At 68.3% G+C, this 15197-nt stretch carries 14 protein-coding genes; 6 read left to right on the top strand and 8 right to left on the bottom strand.

Translation table 11 applies throughout. The annotated features are described in order from the left end of the window. Window positions 1-34 precede the first annotated feature (34 nt). Complete coding sequence (locus AVE30378_RS01150) at window positions 35-1192, bottom strand: NAD(P)H-dependent flavin oxidoreductase (protein WP_129238935.1); 1158 nt, start codon at window positions 1190-1192, stop codon at window positions 35-37. 96 nt (window positions 1193-1288) lie between these two features. Next, window positions 1289-2017: an IclR family transcriptional regulator gene (locus AVE30378_RS01145; protein WP_129238934.1), complete on the bottom strand. Its 729-nt coding sequence runs from the start codon at window positions 2015-2017 to the stop codon at window positions 1289-1291. Window positions 2018-2205: 188 nt separating this feature from the next. Here AVE30378_RS01145 and AVE30378_RS01140 point away from each other — a divergent pair, with 188 nt between their 5' ends. The 5 genes from AVE30378_RS01140 (at window position 2206) to AVE30378_RS01120 (ending at window position 7359) form a co-directional block, all read left to right on the top strand. Continuing rightward, the gene (locus AVE30378_RS01140; RefSeq protein ID WP_129238933.1) at window positions 2206-3144 is read left to right on the top strand and encodes a hydroxymethylglutaryl-CoA lyase; all 939 of its coding nucleotides are present in this window, start codon (window positions 2206-2208) and stop codon (window positions 3142-3144) included. Between the two features lie 85 nt (window positions 3145-3229). Beyond that, window positions 3230-4435, top strand: a complete 1206-nt coding sequence (locus tag AVE30378_RS01135; RefSeq protein ID WP_129238932.1) for a CaiB/BaiF CoA transferase family protein — start codon at window positions 3230-3232, stop codon at window positions 4433-4435. Continuing rightward, window positions 4432-5418, top strand: coding sequence for a Bug family tripartite tricarboxylate transporter substrate binding protein (locus AVE30378_RS01130; RefSeq protein WP_129238931.1), 987 nt, complete (start codon window positions 4432-4434; stop codon window positions 5416-5418). Before AVE30378_RS01135 ends, AVE30378_RS01130 begins: the two co-directional genes overlap by 4 nt. A gap of 33 nt (window positions 5419-5451) precedes the next feature. Beyond that, the gene (locus tag AVE30378_RS01125) at window positions 5452-6450 is read left to right on the top strand and encodes a Bug family tripartite tricarboxylate transporter substrate binding protein (protein ID WP_129238930.1); all 999 of its coding nucleotides are present in this window, start codon (window positions 5452-5454) and stop codon (window positions 6448-6450) included. 9 nt (window positions 6451-6459) lie between these two features. Continuing rightward, a complete protein-coding gene (locus AVE30378_RS01120; RefSeq protein ID WP_129238929.1) occupies window positions 6460-7359 on the top strand; it encodes an SMP-30/gluconolactonase/LRE family protein in 900 nt (299 codons plus the stop codon). Between the two features lie 5 nt (window positions 7360-7364). Here the strand turns inward: AVE30378_RS01120 and AVE30378_RS01115 are convergent, their stop codons facing one another. The 3 genes from AVE30378_RS01115 to AVE30378_RS01105 all read right to left on the bottom strand — a co-directional run bounded on the left by AVE30378_RS01115 (window position 7365) and on the right by AVE30378_RS01105 (window position 10604). Further along, on the bottom strand, window positions 7365-8753 hold the full coding sequence (locus AVE30378_RS01115; RefSeq protein ID WP_129238928.1) for a tripartite tricarboxylate transporter permease: 1389 nt from the start codon (window positions 8751-8753) through the stop codon (window positions 7365-7367). Further along, window positions 8750-9235 carry a hypothetical protein gene (locus tag AVE30378_RS01110; protein ID WP_129238927.1) on the bottom strand — a complete coding sequence of 162 codons (486 nt, stop codon included), beginning with the start codon at window positions 9233-9235 and terminating at the stop codon, window positions 8750-8752. The genes AVE30378_RS01115 and AVE30378_RS01110 overlap by 4 nt, the downstream gene beginning before the upstream one ends. Window positions 9236-9314: 79 nt before the next feature. Continuing rightward, entirely contained in the window at window positions 9315-10604 is a 1290-nt protein-coding gene (locus tag AVE30378_RS01105; RefSeq protein WP_129239046.1) for a hydroxymethylglutaryl-CoA reductase, degradative, read from the bottom strand. A 129-nt stretch (window positions 10605-10733) separates the two neighbouring features. Here AVE30378_RS01105 and AVE30378_RS01100 point away from each other — a divergent pair, with 129 nt between their 5' ends. After that, entirely contained in the window at window positions 10734-12152 is a 1419-nt protein-coding gene (locus AVE30378_RS01100) for an aminotransferase-like domain-containing protein (protein WP_129238926.1), read from the top strand. Here the strand turns inward: AVE30378_RS01100 and AVE30378_RS01095 are convergent. The 3 genes from AVE30378_RS01095 to AVE30378_RS01085 all read right to left on the bottom strand — a co-directional run bounded on the left by AVE30378_RS01095 (window position 12143) and on the right by AVE30378_RS01085 (window position 15171). Next, on the bottom strand, window positions 12143-12955 hold the full coding sequence (locus AVE30378_RS01095) for an anaerobic ribonucleoside-triphosphate reductase activating protein (protein WP_129238925.1): 813 nt from the start codon (window positions 12953-12955) through the stop codon (window positions 12143-12145). The two genes, AVE30378_RS01100 and AVE30378_RS01095, sit on opposite strands and share 10 nt — an antisense overlap. Continuing rightward, entirely contained in the window at window positions 12921-13103 is a 183-nt protein-coding gene (nrdD, locus tag AVE30378_RS01090; RefSeq protein WP_129238924.1) for an anaerobic ribonucleoside-triphosphate reductase, read from the bottom strand. The genes AVE30378_RS01095 and nrdD overlap by 35 nt, the downstream gene beginning before the upstream one ends. A 73-nt stretch (window positions 13104-13176) precedes the next feature. Then, window positions 13177-15171 carry a ribonucleoside triphosphate reductase gene (locus tag AVE30378_RS01085; RefSeq protein ID WP_129238923.1) on the bottom strand — a complete coding sequence of 665 codons (1995 nt, stop codon included), beginning with the start codon at window positions 15169-15171 and terminating at the stop codon, window positions 13177-13179. Window positions 15172-15197 lie beyond the last annotated feature (26 nt).

Raw genomic sequence — 15197 nt, 5'->3', positions numbered from 1 at the left:
CGGTCCAGCCCCGTCTCCGGCGCTTCGTGCGGGGTCAGGCCGCGGCGGGCATCTCGCCGTGGAGCAGGTAATCCAGCAGTTCGCGCACCGAGCGCATGGCGTTGCCGAACGGCAGCTTGGACGCGCCGCGGAAGAACAGGCCGCGGCTGACTTCGCCGCGCATGGCGGCCGCGAGCTTCAGGTCGATGCAGAATTGGCCGAAACGCGAGATGCCGTCGCGCAGCCCGCATTGCGTCAGGCAGTCCATGCGCTGGCTGCAGCGCCGCGCATCGCAGCGCGCATTGGCCTGTAGCGTTTTTTCCTGGCGCAGGTAGCGCGTCAGCCAGGGCGTCGGCACGGCGCGGGCGGGCAGGCCGGCCACGCTGGTGAATTCGGCCAGTTGGTCGGGGTCGGCGTCGATCAGCACGCGCTTGAAGTTTTCGTGCGCGTCGCCTTCGATGGTGACGGCGAAGGCGGTGCCCACCTGCACGCCGTCGGCGCCGTGGCCCAGCCAGTGGCGCACTTGTTCATGGCTGCCCACGCCGCCGGCCACGATGAGCCGGGGGGTGTCCTTGCCCAGTTGCAGTTCCGCGAACAGCTTGTGGCAATCGGCCAGCACGCGCTTGAAGTCGAAGCGTTCGTCGTGGAGGTCGTCCAGGCGCGCGGCGCCCAGGTGGCCGCCGGCATGGCCGGGGTGCTCGATCACGACGGCGTCGGCCAGCCGGCCCTTCTTCATCCATTTTTTAAGCACCGCGGCCACGCCGCGCGCTTCGGACAGGATGGGAACCAGCGCCACTTTGGGGAAGTCGGCGGTCATTTCGGGCAGGTCCAGCGGCAGGCCGGCGCCCATCACGATGGCTTGGGCGCCGCTTTCGCACGCCTGGCGCACCAGGGCGGGATGGTCGCGCACGGCTTTCATGACGTTCACGGCGACCAGGCCGCGGCCCTGGGCCGTCTCCAGGGCGGCGCGCACTTCGCGGTGCAGCGCTTCCAGGTTGGCGCTGTCTATCAGGTCGCGGTCATGGCACCGCTCGGTCTTTTCTAGCAGGTCGGGATGGTGATGGCGCAAATCGACGCTGGCAATGGTGCCCACGGCGTTCTGGCTGGCGACGGCGCCGGCCAGACGGTGGGCGGATACGCCGACGCCCATGCCGCCCTGGATAATGGGCAGCAATTCGCGTCCGGCGAGGGTGAGTGATTTGAACCACGTCATGTCAAGTCTTTCCTCTGGTCAAGTGGACAGAGGCTAGAGCAAGGGACCGCGTATCGCCTTGCGCTGGATCAAGTGGGCAGGCAATGGGGCGGGCGGTCAGCCGACGCGGCCCGTCAGCCTGCGCGCGGCCTGCAGCACGGGAGCCAGGTGGTCCGGGTTGTAACGATGGGCCGGCGCGGTCAGCGTTACCGCGGCCGCGATGCCGCCGGACAAGAGGAAGACCGGCGCGGAGATGCCCGCCACTTCGCTCAGCCGGTCGCCCGTTGCGGCGAAATAGCCGTCCTGGCGGATCCGGGCGTACAGCGCCTGATCCGGACCGGGCGCGTGGCCCAGGATGTCGTCGAACGCCATCAGCACCCGTCCGCCGCTGCCGCGGTCCAGCGGCAGCAGGTCGCCGGCGCGGATGTGGTCGCGCACCGGATGCGGAGAGTCCACGCGGTACAGGCACAGGCGGGCATCGCCCTGGCGCACGTGATAGGCCGCGCTTTCGCCAGTGGCGGCCACCAGGTCCCGCAGGACCGGCATGACCACTTGTTCCAGCGAAAACGACGCCGAATAAATGCTGTGCAGGCGGGCCACTTCGGCGCCCAGCGCATAGCGCCCGTCGTCCAGCCGGCGGATCCATTGCGCGTGTTCCAGGGACGCCAGCAGGCGCAGCACGGTGCTCTTATACAGGCGCGTGCGTTCGGCCAGTTCTCCCAGCGACAGCGTGCGGTCGGCAGGGGTGAACACCGCCATCAGGCTCATCGCCCGGTCGACCGCGGCTACGCCGCCTTCGGCGGCATCGGCATCGGCAACGGACTTGGTGACGGCTTTACGAGGCATGGCCAACTCCGGCGGCACGGCGCAGATCGGTCTGCATATTCCATCCTTTAGAACGATTGGCGGCCATTGTAGGCATAGACCTGCTGGAAAACCTGCTTGACAGCCCATTCCTGTTCGATTTTAATTCTATTAGAAAGAACATTGTTCTATTAGATAGAATTTTAAGAAATCAAGCAGGAGACAGAACCATGGCGCATGACGACCCTATCCAGGCGGACGTCCTGATCAGTGAAGTCGGGCCGCGCGACGGGCTGCAATCGGTGAAGGCCACCATGCCGACCGCCGGCAAGTTCGCGTGGATCGATGCGCTGGTCGCCGCGGGCGTGCGCGAAATCGAAGTGGCCTCGTTCGTGCCGGCCCGGCTGCTGCCGCAGATGGCCGACGCGGCGGAGGTGGTCGCCCATGCGGTCCGCCATCCGGGGGTGACCGTGATGGCGCTGGTTCCGAATCTGCGGGGTGCCGAAGCCGCGCTGCGCGCCGGGGTCCACAAACTGACTTTGCCGGTTTCCGCCAGCCGCGCCCATTCGCTGGCCAATGTGCGCAAGACGCCGGAGCAAATGGTGGAAGAGGTCCGCGCCATCGCGCAGTTGCGCGATGGCCTGGCGCCTGGCGTCAAGCTCGAGGCCGGCATTTCGACGGCCTTCGGCTGCACCTTGCAGGGCCGGGTGCCCGAAGACGAGGTCATCCGCCTGGCCGCGATGTGCGTGGAAGCGGGCGCGGACGAGTCCGGCCTGTCCGACACCGTGGGCTATGCCAACCCTGCCCAGGTGCGTCGGTTGTTCCGGCGCCTGCGCAGCGAACTCGGGCCCAGGGCCGGCGCCGCCCACATGCACAACACGCGGGGGCTGGGCCTGGCCAATTGCCTGGCGGCCTGGGACGAGGGCGTGCGCACCTTCGACAGTTCGCTGGGCGGCCTGGGCGGCTGCCCCTATGCGCCGGGCGCTTCGGGGAACGTGGTCACCGAAGACCTGGTGTTCATGTTCGAGGCGATGGGTGTGCGCACGGGGATCTCGATCGAAAAAATCATCGCCGCGCGCGCGCCGCTGGCCGCAGGCCTGCCGGGCGAGCCGCTGTACGGCATGACGCCGGACGCCGGCCTGCCCAAGGGCTTCGTGCCGACTTGCTAGCCCGCTTGCCGACGCGGCAAGGGCGGCGTTCCGCCCGAGCCGCGCTTCCACTGCGTCGAGCCATTTGTTCCTGAAGGTGCTTCACATGCCCAGCCGTTTCCCTTTCCGCCTTCCGTACGAAGGCATCCGCGTCGTCGAATTCACCCACATGGTGATGGGGCCTACCTGCGGCATGCTGCTGGCGGACCTGGGCGCCGAAGTCATCAAAGTCGAACCGATAGGCGGCGATTCCACGCGCAGGCTGCTGGGGTCCGGCGCGGGTTTCTTCCCCATGTTCAACCGCAACAAGAAGAGCATCGCGCTGGACCTGAAGCAGCCCGAGGGTATCGAGGCCGCGCGGCGCCTGATCGACTCGGCGGACGTGGTCAGCGAGAACTTCAAGTCCGGCGTGATGGAGAAGCTGGGCCTGGGGTACGGCGCGCTGAAGGCGCGCAACCCCCGCCTGATCTATGTCAGCCACAAGGGATTCCTGCCGGGCCCGTACGACAACCGGACCGCACTGGACGAAGTCGTGCAGATGATGGGCGGGCTGGCCTACATGACGGGCCGCGCCGGCGATCCGCTGCGCGCCGGCGCCAGCGTCAACGACATCATGGGCGGCATGTTCGGCGCGCTGGGCGCGATGGCGGCGCTGGCCCAGCGCGAACATACGGGCGAGGGCATGGAAGTGCAGGCCTCATTGTTCGAGAACAACGTTTTCCTGGTGGGCCAGCACATGATGCAGCACGCCATGACGGGGAATGCGCCGGCGCCGATGCCCGGCCGCATTTCCGCCTGGGCCGTGTACGACGTGTTTACCGTGAAGGACGGCGAACAAGTGTTCCTGGCTGTCGTCAGCGACAAGCAATGGGACATTTTCTGCCGCGCGTTCGGACTGGCGGAGTGGCTGACGGACCCGCGCCTGAAGACCAATAACGACCGCGTGCAGGCCCGCGACTGGCTGATGCCGCAACTGCGTTCGCATCTGGCCGGCTACCGCGCGTCGGAGTTGGCGGCGCGCTTCGAACAAGAAGGCCTGCCGTTCGCGCCCATCACCCGCCCTGAACAGCTCTTCGACGATCCGCACCTGAAGGCCACGGGCGGGCTGGCGCCCGTCACGCTGCCGGATGGCCGGGAAACGCGCGTGCCATTGGCCCCGCTGACACTGGACGGCGTCCAGCCGCCCATCCGCCTGCAGCCGCCGGCCGTGGGCGCACACACCGACGAGCTGCTGCGCGCCGTCGGCTATCGCGACGATGAAATCGCGGCCTTGAAGGCAAGGCACATTACACAAGGAGACAAACCCTCATGATCGCTCTATCTCGCCGCTCGTTCCTGGGCGCCGCCCTATGCGCGGCTGCGTTGCCGCTGCGGGCGCAGACCGCAGGAAGCTATCCCGACAGCCGTCCCATCCGCTTGATCGTTCCCTACACGCCGGGCGGAGGCACGGATTCCGTGGCTCGCGCCATCGCGGCCAAGATCACCGGCGAGGCCGGCTGGTCCGTCGTGGTCGAGAACCGCCCGGGCGCAGGCGGCAACATCGGCCTGGACTATGTCGCCAAGGCCAGGCCCGACGGCCTCATGCTGGGTCTGGGGCAGACCTCCAATCTGGCGATCAACCCCGCCTTGATGCCGAAGATGCCTTTCGATGCCGGCAAGGATTTTGCCGCGGTCGCCCTGATCGCGTCGCTGCCGGTGGTGCTGGTGGTGAAGGCCAACGCCCGCTGGAACACCTTGGCGGACCTGATCCGCGATGCCCGCGCGGCTCCCGGCTCCATCAAGCAGGCGCTGGCCGGGTCGGGCACCGTGGGCCACCTGGCGGGCGAACTGCTGGCGTACCAGGCGAAGTTCCAAGTGCTGAACGTGCCGTACCGCGGCGCCGCGCCGGCGTTGAATGACCTGTTGGGCGAAAACACCGACTATATGTTCGCCACGCCGCAGGCCGCCCAGGAAATGCTGAAGGGCAAAGTGCTGCGCCCCTTGGCCGTCACGGCAAGGGCGCGGTTGCCCATCCTGCCCGATGTCCCCACCGTGGCCGAGTCCGGCTTCGACGGCTTCGAGGCGCTGGATTGGAAGGCGCTGGTGGCGCCCGCCGGAACGCCCCGCGACGTGATCCTGGCGGTCAATGGCGTCGTCGAGAAAGTCCTGGCCGATCCTGCCACGGTGGCGCTGTTCACCGCCGAAGGCAGCACCGCGATGGGCGGCGCGCCCGAGTCGGCGCAGCAATACATCCTGCAGGAACAGAAAAAGTGGGCCCGCCTCATCAGCGAGGCCAATATTCAGACCGCTGCCTAAAGCGGCCGGCCGGAATCGGAAGGAGACATTCTCATGACATCGTTTTTCAATTGCGGCGGCGCCTTGCCGCGCATCCTGGCCGCCGCCGCGATCGGCATGGCCTGCCTGCCGGCTCAGGCCGCCGGTGGCGTGGCCGACTGGCCCGACAAACCCGTGCGGCTGGTGGTGCCGTATTCACCGGGAGGAACAACGGACTACGCCGCGCGCCAGGTCGCGCAGAAGCTGTCCGAGGCGACCGGCAAGACATTCATCGTCGACAACAAGACCGGCGCGTCCGGCACGATCGCCACGCAGGAAGTGGTGCGTTCGGCGCCCGACGGCAGCACCTTTCTGGTGACCGACACCACGTATGCGATGCTGCCGCTGCAGTTCGCAAAGCTGCCGTGGGACTACCGGAACGACCTGATCCACGTCGGCGAGATCATCGAAACACCGCTGGTGCTGCTGGTGCCGGAAAAGTCGCCTTTCACCACGATGGAGCAGCTTGTCGCGTATGCGCGGGCCCATCCCGGCAGGCTCAACTACGGTTCGGGCGGCCAGGCCAGCTCGACGCACCTGGCGGCCGAAATGTTCAAGAGCGCGGCGGGCATCTCGCTGACGCACATTCCGTACCGCGGGGCGGGCGCGGCGTTGGCGGACGTGATGGCCGGCCAGATCGACGTGCTGATCACGGCCGCGCCCACCGCCATCCCGCCGGTGCAGGGCGGCCGCGTGCGGGCGCTTGCCGTCAGCGGCGACGCCCGCCTGGCGACGCTGCCCGACGTGCCGACGTTCGCCCAGGCGGGTCTTCCGTCCTATCAGGTGCTGAACTGGTTCGGGCTGGCCGCGCCCAAGGGCACGCCGCCGGCCATCGTCGACAAGATGAACCGCCTGGTGTCTCAGGTGATGGGCGACCCGGCGATGCGGGAGAACATGGCGCGCCAGGGCGCCCGGCACCGGTCCATGACCGTCGGGGAATTCGGCGGCTATGTCCGGGAGCAGATCGTGCTGTGGGCGGACGTGGGCGAACGCGTCGGCATCAAGCCGGAGTAGGGGACGAGCATGTGGAATCTGGACTTCACGCCGCCGGTCGTCGTTCAGGCGCGCGTCATCGCCACGCTGCCGGAGAGCCTGCGGCGCAGGCAGCGCAGCGCCTGGGCCGACGCCAACAAGGCGGGGCAGGTTGTCGATTGCTTCCTGGAAGGGCCGGTGTTCGATGCCTCGGGCGCCTTGTACGTCACGGACATTCCGCACGGGCGCATCTTGCGGGTCGACGGCATGCGCGACTGGCATACGGTCGCCGAGACCGGCGGCTGGCCCAACGGCCTGGCCCTGCATCGCGACGGCAGCCTGTGGGTGGCCGACTACCGCCTGGGCATCCTGCGCTGCGACGTAGGCAGCGGCCGGGTGGAAACCGTGCTGGCGCACCGCAACAGCGAGGCCTTCAAAGGCGTGAACGACCTGGTTTTCGACCGCGCGGACCGCCTCTATTTCACGGACCAGGGACAGACCGGCCTGCACGATCCGCAGGGGCGGGTCTACCGTTACGATGCCGACGGCGGCCGCCTGGACCTGCTGCTCGCGAACGCGCCCAGCCCCAACGGCATCGCGCTGGACGCGGAGGAAAAAGTGCTGTTCGTGGCGGTCACCCGGGCCAACCAGGTCTGGCGGGCGCCGCTGATGCCGGACGGTTCGGTGAGCAAGATGGGGGCGTTCCGGACCTTCTTCGGCACCAGCGGGCCGGACGGCCTGGCCACGACGCCGGACGGCCGGCTGCTGGTGGCCCACGCCAGCCTGGGGGGCGTCTTCGTGCTGAATGCGGGGGGCGAGGTCACGCATTTTCTGAAAAGCCCCATAGGCGGAAGCACCGTGACCAACGTAGCGATTCGCCCCGGCGGCGGCTCCGTCGTGATGACGGAATCCGCGACCGGGGCGATCCTCGAAGCGCCGCTGCCGGCCTGAGCCGCTTACCCCAGCAGCTTGACGATCGCCGGCACGGAGAGCACGGCGGTGTAGTAGCCCATGAACTGGACGCCGGTATTGAAGCCGAACAGGCGCGACAGCAGCCCGCCAAACAGGCCCATGGTCAGGATCACGAGCAGGCCCAGGAACTGGCCTTCCCAGACGCTGATCACGATGATCAGGCCGACGAAGGTGGCGATGATGGCTTCATGGCTGACCTTGCGCGACACGAACAGCGCGGCGCGGCGCGCGAAGTTCATGGCGAACGGGTAGGACACCACCGCGGCCAGCAGCACCGCCAGCATGCCGTAGCCCAGGAACTCCCAGTGGCTGAGCAGGTTGTGCAGATTGTGCGTCTGGCCGCTGGCGGCGTCCACGGTGAACCGCGGCGGCGCATTGAACAGCGGCGCGGCGGGGCCGGCGGCCACGGGGCTCAGCGGCAGGCCGAAGGCGATCAGGGGAATCAGCGCCTCGGCGATGTAGGTGGCCTCGGTGACGCCGTTGCGCGCGCTCAGCACGGTCGTCAGGCGGTGGTAGGCATGCTTGATGCGCGAACCGACCAGTTCGCCCAGCACCACGGTCATGGCCACCGGGCTGAACACGAAGGTGGCGCTGGAGATCGCCGCGGTGGCCAGCGTCCAGCGCGTCTGCGTGCGGTCCATGACCTTCAGGGGATTGGGAAAATACCCGGACCAGCCCTTGACGTCGGGCGCCAGCGAGAACGTGCGCACCTTGTCGCGCATCATCCGCGAGCGACCCTGCGGCGAAACCACTGTGAACAGGTCCGCGATCAGCGGTCCGATGGCGATGCCCAGGAAGTAGCTGATGCTCAGTTTCACTCCGTACTTGGCGGTCAGGCTTTGCAGCGCGACGATGACCACGACGAACGGCACCAGCAGCGCCACCGCGGCCCAGCGTCCGGCCGAGAAGTAGGCGATCAGCACCGCCGCGGCCAGGAAGATCCAGGGTGCGGACTTCGTGATGGCCGCGCCGAACGGCGCCAGCAGCACGGCGAACAGCACCGCCAGCGGCACCGCCACGAAGGCGGCGACGATGGCGCCCGACACCATCTTGCGCAGCGCGATGTGCGGCACGCCCAGTTTGCGCAGCATGTTCGCGTCCTGCAGGAGCGGCGTGGCCAGGGTGTCGCCGGGGATGCCCAGCAAGGCCGTGGGCACGGCGTGCGTCATGTGCTTGGCGACCGCGCCGGCCAGGAAAAAGGTGAAGACGCCCGCGGGCGGCACGCCCAGCAGGACTACCAGCAGGGTCAGCGGCGCGAGCGTGGTGGTTTCGTCGGTGCCGGACACCAGGCCGATGGCCGCGAACACCACCGCGCCCAGCAGGCCCATCGCGGCCGCCACCATGATCTGTTCGAGAAGGATGGGATCGCTCATGCCAGCGCCTCCTTGCCTGAACCCTGGGGCGCCGGGGCGCGGGCGGACGGCGGGGACGGCTGGGCGGCGGGCTCGGCGAACAGGTCGTACAGGTCCAGTTCCTTCAGTTCGCGCACCACCGGTTCCGGCAGATCGGCAAGCGTGCCCAGGCCGCCGGGCTGCTCGGCCAGTTCGGCCAGCACTTCGGCGCGCCAGGCGGGATCCTGCGTGGAGCCGTGCTCGATGACTTCGCGCTTGGGCGGGAACAGGCGGGCGCAGACGACGCCCGCCAGCACGCAGCCCGCCAGGCCGGCCAGCATGGCGTAGGCATGGGCCAGCTCGGCGGACGCCACGATGCCGCGCAGCCAGCGGCTGGCGGCGAAAAAGCCCGCCACGCTGATGGCGATGCCGATGCCGATGGCCCAGGCGAGGTGGCGCAGGTCCACCGTGTCGCTCCAGACTTCCGCCAGGCGCGTGGAAGGCGCCGGGGTATTCGGATTCATGTCTCTCTCCTCTGTGGTCGGGCGGCGCCGGGGGAATCCGGGCGCCGCCTCTGTTCTTGTGGGGCCGGGGCGGCCAGGTCTATCGGGGGGTGCGCAGCTCCTCCAGCAAGGCCAGCGCGCGGTCGGTGCGGACGTCCCGCTCCGCCGCCATGCGCCGGGCGATCGTGTCGATTTCCGCGCCCGCCGCGCCCGCCACCAGCGCGATGTTGCGGGCGTGCAGCGCCATGTGGCCGCGCTGGATGCCTTCGGTGGCCAGCGCGCGCAGCGCGCCCAGGTTCTGGGCCAGGCCCACGGCCACGGCCACTTCGCCCAGTTCCTGCGCGGAACGCACGTCCATGATCTTCAGCGCCAGGCGGGCCAGCGGATGGGTCTTGGTGGCGCCGCCCACCAGGCCCACGGGCATGGGCATTTCGATGGAGCCCACCAGCGCGCCCGAGTTGTCTTTTTCCCAATGGGTGAGCGAGGTGTAGCGGCCCCCGCGGCAGGCATAGGCGTGGGCGCCGGCTTCCACCGCGCGCCAGTCGTTGCCCGTGGCGACGATGACGGGGTCGATGCCGTTCATGATGCCCTTGTTGTGGGTCGCGGCGCGGTAGGGGTCGATGGCGGCGAAGGTATAGGCGTCCAGCACGCCTTCGATGATGTCGGCGCCGCTGCGCTCCTTGGTGTCCAGCGCCTGCGGCGTCAGGCGCACCCGGGCGCGCGCCAGGCGCAGGTCGGCCAGGTTGGACAGGATGCGCAGGCGCACCGATCCGCCCGCAATCTCCTCGACCAGCGGCGCCACGGCCTCGGCCATGGTGTTGACGGTGTTGGCGCCCATCGCGTCGCGCACGTCCACGATCAGGTGCAGCACGATCATGGGGCCGCGCGGCGTGTCGGGGAAGACGTGGACTTCGATGTCGCGGCAGCCGCCGCCCAGTTCGATCAGCACCTTGTCGCGGCTGTTGGCCAGCGCAAGAATGCGCTCGCGCTCGCGCAGCAGGGCCAGCCGCGCGCCGTGCGGATCGGCCAGCCCCAGCACCTGCACCTGCGCGCGCATCAGCGGCGCGGTGCTGGACGTTTCGAAGCCGCCGCATTCGCGCGCGAGCTTGGCCATATAGGACGCCGCGGCGACCACGGACGGTTCCTCGACCGCCATCGGCACCAGCACGTCGCGGCCGTTCACCTGGAAGTTGCCGGCCACGCCCAGCGGCAATTCGAACGACCCGATGACGTTCTCGATCATGCCGTCGGCGCGGGCCAGGCCGAGCGCGCCGGGATGGGCCAGCGACTGGCGTTCCTCGGGCGTGAGCCCGGCGGCGTCCGCGATGGCGGACAGGCGTTCGGCGGGGGTCAGGGCGCGGAAATTGGGCAGGCGTGAATCGGCCACGATGGCGTGTCTCCATATCAGAATCAAGTGGCCTGATTCTAGGTAAACTGTACCGGCATTGAGAGGTACAGTTTGGGCAAACAGTACCATTGCACTGCACCAATTTCGACGATACCCAGCGGGAATCCCAGCATGGACGAAGCAAGCCTTCCGGGCAGGCCGCAACGCGCCGCCCCGATAGCCGAAAGCCTGGCCAGGCTGATCGGCCAGCAGATCGCCGACGGTGTCTACCGCGCGGGCGACAAGCTGCCGTCCCTGCGCGAACTGGCGCAGTTGCACCGCTACGCGAAGAACACGGTGGTGGTGGCGTTCGAAATGCTGGTCGCGCGGGGCCTGGTGGAACCGCGCCGGGGATCCGGCTTCTTCGTGCTGGAGACGGGCCGGGCGCGCAAGGCCGCCGACGAGGAGCCCGGCCAGTTGAGCCGCGCCATGGATATCGTGTGGCTGATGCGCGAGCAGCTCAAGACCCAGCCCGACGCGGTCTCCGTGGGCGACGGCTTTCCGCCCGTGGAGTGGCTGGCCGACATGCGCATGGACCGCTATCACCAGAAGGTGGTGCGCACCGGCCTGGGGGCCCTGTTCCGCTATGGCAGCCGCTTCGGCTATGCGCCGCTGCGCGAAAGCCTGGTGCGCAAGCTGGGCGACGTCGGGATCAATGCGGCGCCGCCGCAACTGGTGCTGACGCACGGCGCCAACGAGGCCATGGACCTGGCGATCCGCTATTTCGTGCCGCCGGGCGCGGCCGTGCTGGTCGACAACCCGGGCTATTACCCCTTGTTCGGCAAGCTGAAGCTGGCCGGGGCGCGCATGCTGGGCGTGCCGCGCCTGTCCGACGGCCCCGACACCGCCGCGCTCGAAGCGCTGCTGCAACGCGAAAAGCCGCGCCTGTTCTTCACGCAATCGCTGGCGCACAATCCCACCGGCTCCGACATTTCGCCGGCCAAGGCCTACAAGGTCCTGCAACTGGCGGACCGCTACAACCTGACGGTGGTCGAGAACGACCCGCTGGCCGACTTCAAGCCCACCTCGGCGGTGCGCCTGTCGTCGCTGGACCAGCTCGAACGCACTATTTATATCGGCAGCTTCTCCAAGTCATTTTCGGCGGCGCTGCGCGTGGGGTTCATCGCGTGCAACGCGGCGCTGGCCAGCGACCTGGCCGACCTCAAGGCGCTGGTGCACGTCAGCAGTTCCGAGTACTGCGAGCGCATGGTCGACGTGATGCTGCGGGAAGGCCATTACGAGCGCCATCTGGTCAGGCTGCGCCAGCGGCTGGAAGCCGCCACCGGCAACGCCTTGCAGGTGCTCGATTCGCTGGGCGCCGAAGTATTCGCCCGCCCGACCAGTTCCCTTTATCTGTGGTCGGCGTTTCCGGGCGTGGACGATTCCCTTGCCCTGGCCGCCGAACTGATGCCGGAGAAGGTCATCATGGCGCCGGGGCGCGTGTTCAACGTGGACCCGACGGCGGTGTCGCCCTGGTCCCGGTGCAATGTCGGCGCCATCGGATCGCCCCGGTTCCATGCGACGCTGAAGCAGCGCCTGGCTCAGCGGTAGTCGAATCCCTCGAACCATTGCTTCATCAGGGCCTCCGCCTGCAAGCTCAGGTTGCGCAAGGGCGGCGCGTCGGGCGAACGGCGCGCGCCCTGCACGGCGAAGCGGCGCACGCCGCGGCGGGCGAGTTCCCGGGCCAGGGCCAGCAGCCGGGTTTCGTTGAGCCAGTCGGGATGCCAAGTGATGCGGCATTCGAAGTCCCGGCCGGCCGACAGCAACTGGCTCAGGCAGGCCAGGGCGGGGCGCTCGGAATCGCGGCGGCCGGTGATGTCGTCGTAGCCCTGGGAATCGGCCTTGATGTCCAGGCCGACCCAGTCCAGATGGCGCAGCACGTCGGCCAGTCTCAGCGGATAGATGCCGGCGGTGTGCAGGCCGACCCGGTAGCCCATGCGCCGGACGTCGCGGATCATCTGCGGCAGGCGCGGCTCGCTCAGCGGTTCGCCGCCCGAGAACACGACGGCGTCGAGCAGGCCCTTGCGGGTTTCCAGGAAGGCGCGCATTTCACGCCAGTCATAGCGCGCGGCGCGGGTCTGCAGTTCGGTGTTGTGGCAGTAGTGGCAGCGCCAGGGGCAGCCCGAGATGAAGACGACGGCGGCCAGTTGGCCCGGCCAGTCCACGGTGGAAAAGGGCACCAGCCCGCCCACCGCCTGGGCGTGCCGCGGCAGGGGCTGGATGACGGGCTGCGGCGGGGCCGGGTAGGCCGGCCTGGCGGCCAGCCGGCGCGTGGCCGGACTGGCGCCCGGCCCGCAGGCCGGGCCGGATCGCGCCCCCTCAGGCGCGGCGTTCGACGAAGAAGCGGCGTTCATTGAATTCGCCTTGCTTGCCGGTGTTGAAGGACGCGACCGGACGGTGGTAGCCCATTACGCGGGTCCAGATCTCGCAGCGCACGCGCTGGCTGTCGTCCAGCTTCGGGGTGGAAGCGGCGGTGACTACAGGGGCGGTCAAGGTTTGCATAGAGGTTCCTTTTGAGAGGGTGCCGGGCGGATGCCCGGCGGATCGGTCCGGGGCCTGCCGGGAGCGGCGGGCCCTAGGCCGGGGCGCAGCATGCCGATTGTTTGGCGAGCAGCTCGGCATCGCATTTGGGGCAGAACTCGTGGTGCCCTGTCAGATAGCCGTGGTTGGGGCAGATGGAGAACGTGGGCGTGATCGTGATGTAGGGCAGCCGGAAGTTCGACAGCGCGCGGCGCACCAGTTGCTTGCACGCGCCGGCGGACGAGACCGCTTCGTTCATGTACAGGTGCAGCACGGTGCCGCCGGTGTACTTGCTTTGCAGCGCTTCCTGCAGTTCCAGCGCATGGAACGGATCGTCGGTGTGGCCCACCGGAAGCTGGCTGGAATTGGTGTAGTAAGGCTGCGATTCGCTGCCGGCCTGCAGGATGCCGGGATAGCGCTTCCTGTCTTCGCGGGCGAAGCGGTAGGTGGTGCCTTCGGCGGGGGTGGCTTCGAGGTTGTACAGGTGGCCCGTCTGTTCCTGGAATTCGGTCATGCGCTCGCGCACGCGGTCCAGCAGCCGCAGCGCCATCGCGTGGCCGGCCGCGGTGGTGAGGTCTTCGGCGTCGTCCGTGAAGTTGCGGATCATTTCGTTGATGCCGTTCACGCCCAGGGTGCTGAAGTGATTGCGCAGCGTGCCCAGGTAGCGGCGGGTGTAGGGATAGAGTCCCTGGTCGATGTAGCGCTGCACCACCTTGCGCTTGGTCTCCAGCACGTCGCGGCCCAGTTCCAGCAGGTGGTCCAGGCGCGCCATCAGCCGGGCTTCGTCGCCCCGGCAGGTGTAGCCCAGGCGCGCGCAGTTCACGGTCACCACGCCCACCGACCCGGTCTGCTCGGCCGATCCGAACAGGCCGTTGCCGCGCTTGAGCAATTCGCGCAGGTCCAGTTGCAGGCGGCAGCACATGGAACGCACCATGTGCGGCTCCAGGTCCGAATTCAGGAAGTTCTGGAAGTACGGCAGTCCGTAGCGCGCCGTCATCTCGAACAGGCGTTCGGTATTGGGATGGTCCCAGTCGAAGTCGGGCGTGATGTTGTAGGTGGGAATGGGGAAGGTGAACACGCGGCCCTTCGCGTCGCCGGCCATCATGACTTCGATGTAGGCGCGGTTGATCATGTCCATTTCGGCTTGCAGGTCGCCGTAGGCGAACGGCATTTCCTCGCCGCCCACGTAGGGGATCTGTTCGCGCAGGTCGGCCGGGCAGGTCCAGTCGAAGGTCAGGTTGGTGAAGGGCGTCTGCGTGCCCCAGCGGCTGGGCACGTTCAGGTTGTAGATGAGTTCCTGCATCGCCTGCTTCACGTCGCCGTACGTCATGGCGTCGCGGCGGATGAAGGGCGCCATGTAGGTATCGAAGGAACTGAAGGCCTGCGCGCCGGCCCATTCGTTCTGCAGCGTGCCCAGGAAGTTGACGATCTGGCCGATGGCGGCCGACATGTGCCGCGGCGGCGTGGCCTCGACCTTGCCGGGGATGCCGTTGAACCCCTCGGTCAGCAACTGGCGCAGCGACCAGCCCGCGCAATAGCCGCTGAGCATGTCCAGGTCGTGGATGTGGATGTCGCCTTCGCGGTGGGCCTGCCCGGCCTCGGGCGCGAAGACGTTGGACAGCCAGTAGTTGGCGGTGACCTTGCCGGCCACGTTCAGGATCAGGCCGCCCAGGCTGTAGCCCTGGTTGGCGTTGGCGTTGACGCGCCAGTCGCGCTGCTCCAGGTATTCCTCCATGGCGCTTTCCACGTCCACCAGCGTGTGGCGCAGCGAGCGCAGGCGGGCGTGCTGTTCGCGGTAGACGATGTAGGCGCGCGCGGTGCGCCAGTGGCCCGCCTGGACCAGGGCTTCCTCGACGCGGTTCTGGATGGTTTCCACACCGGGGCACGGGTTGTCGGCCAGGGCGGCGATGACGGCGTCGGTCAGCGCCTGCGCGCCAGCCAGGTCCAGTTCCCCGGTGCTCTGGCCCGCCGCCGCGATGGCCTGGACGATCTTGTCGCGGTCGAATGCCACGACCCGCCCGTCGCGCTTGAGAATGTGCTGGATATGCATGACTGATACCATATGTAGTAGGGTAT

This window comes from Achromobacter veterisilvae, from assembly GCF_900496975.1.
GTDB lineage: Bacteria > Pseudomonadota > Gammaproteobacteria > Burkholderiales > Burkholderiaceae_B > Achromobacter > Achromobacter veterisilvae.
Note: the sequence above shows the minus strand (reverse complement) of the source record. Positions and strands in the feature narration are given on the sequence as shown.

Excerpts from the sequence above, each read along its gene's own strand:
- AVE30378_RS01140 (WP_129238933.1), top strand. The coding sequence starts at position 2,206 with ATGGCGCATGACGACCCTATCCAGGCGGACGTCCTGATCAGTGAAGTC.
- AVE30378_RS01115 (WP_129238928.1), bottom strand. The coding sequence starts at position 8,753 with ATGAGCGATCCCATCCTTCTCGAACAGATCATGGTGGCGGCCGCGATG.
- AVE30378_RS01135 (WP_129238932.1), top strand. The coding sequence starts at position 3,230 with ATGCCCAGCCGTTTCCCTTTCCGCCTTCCGTACGAAGGCATCCGCGTC.
- AVE30378_RS01150 (WP_129238935.1), bottom strand. The coding sequence starts at position 1,192 with ATGACGTGGTTCAAATCACTCACCCTCGCCGGACGCGAATTGCTGCCC.
- AVE30378_RS01130 (WP_129238931.1), top strand. The coding sequence starts at position 4,432 with ATGATCGCTCTATCTCGCCGCTCGTTCCTGGGCGCCGCCCTATGCGCG.
- AVE30378_RS01110 (WP_129238927.1), bottom strand. The coding sequence starts at position 9,235 with ATGAATCCGAATACCCCGGCGCCTTCCACGCGCCTGGCGGAAGTCTGG.
- AVE30378_RS01095 (WP_129238925.1), bottom strand. The coding sequence starts at position 12,955 with ATGAACGCCGCTTCTTCGTCGAACGCCGCGCCTGAGGGGGCGCGATCC.
- AVE30378_RS01100 (WP_129238926.1), top strand. The coding sequence starts at position 10,734 with ATGGACGAAGCAAGCCTTCCGGGCAGGCCGCAACGCGCCGCCCCGATA.
- nrdD (WP_129238924.1), bottom strand. The coding sequence starts at position 13,103 with ATGCAAACCTTGACCGCCCCTGTAGTCACCGCCGCTTCCACCCCGAAG.
- AVE30378_RS01120 (WP_129238929.1), top strand. The coding sequence starts at position 6,460 with ATGTGGAATCTGGACTTCACGCCGCCGGTCGTCGTTCAGGCGCGCGTC.
- AVE30378_RS01145 (WP_129238934.1), bottom strand. The coding sequence starts at position 2,017 with ATGCCTCGTAAAGCCGTCACCAAGTCCGTTGCCGATGCCGATGCCGCC.
- AVE30378_RS01125 (WP_129238930.1), top strand. The coding sequence starts at position 5,452 with ATGACATCGTTTTTCAATTGCGGCGGCGCCTTGCCGCGCATCCTGGCC.
- AVE30378_RS01085 (WP_129238923.1), bottom strand. The coding sequence starts at position 15,171 with ATGCATATCCAGCACATTCTCAAGCGCGACGGGCGGGTCGTGGCATTC.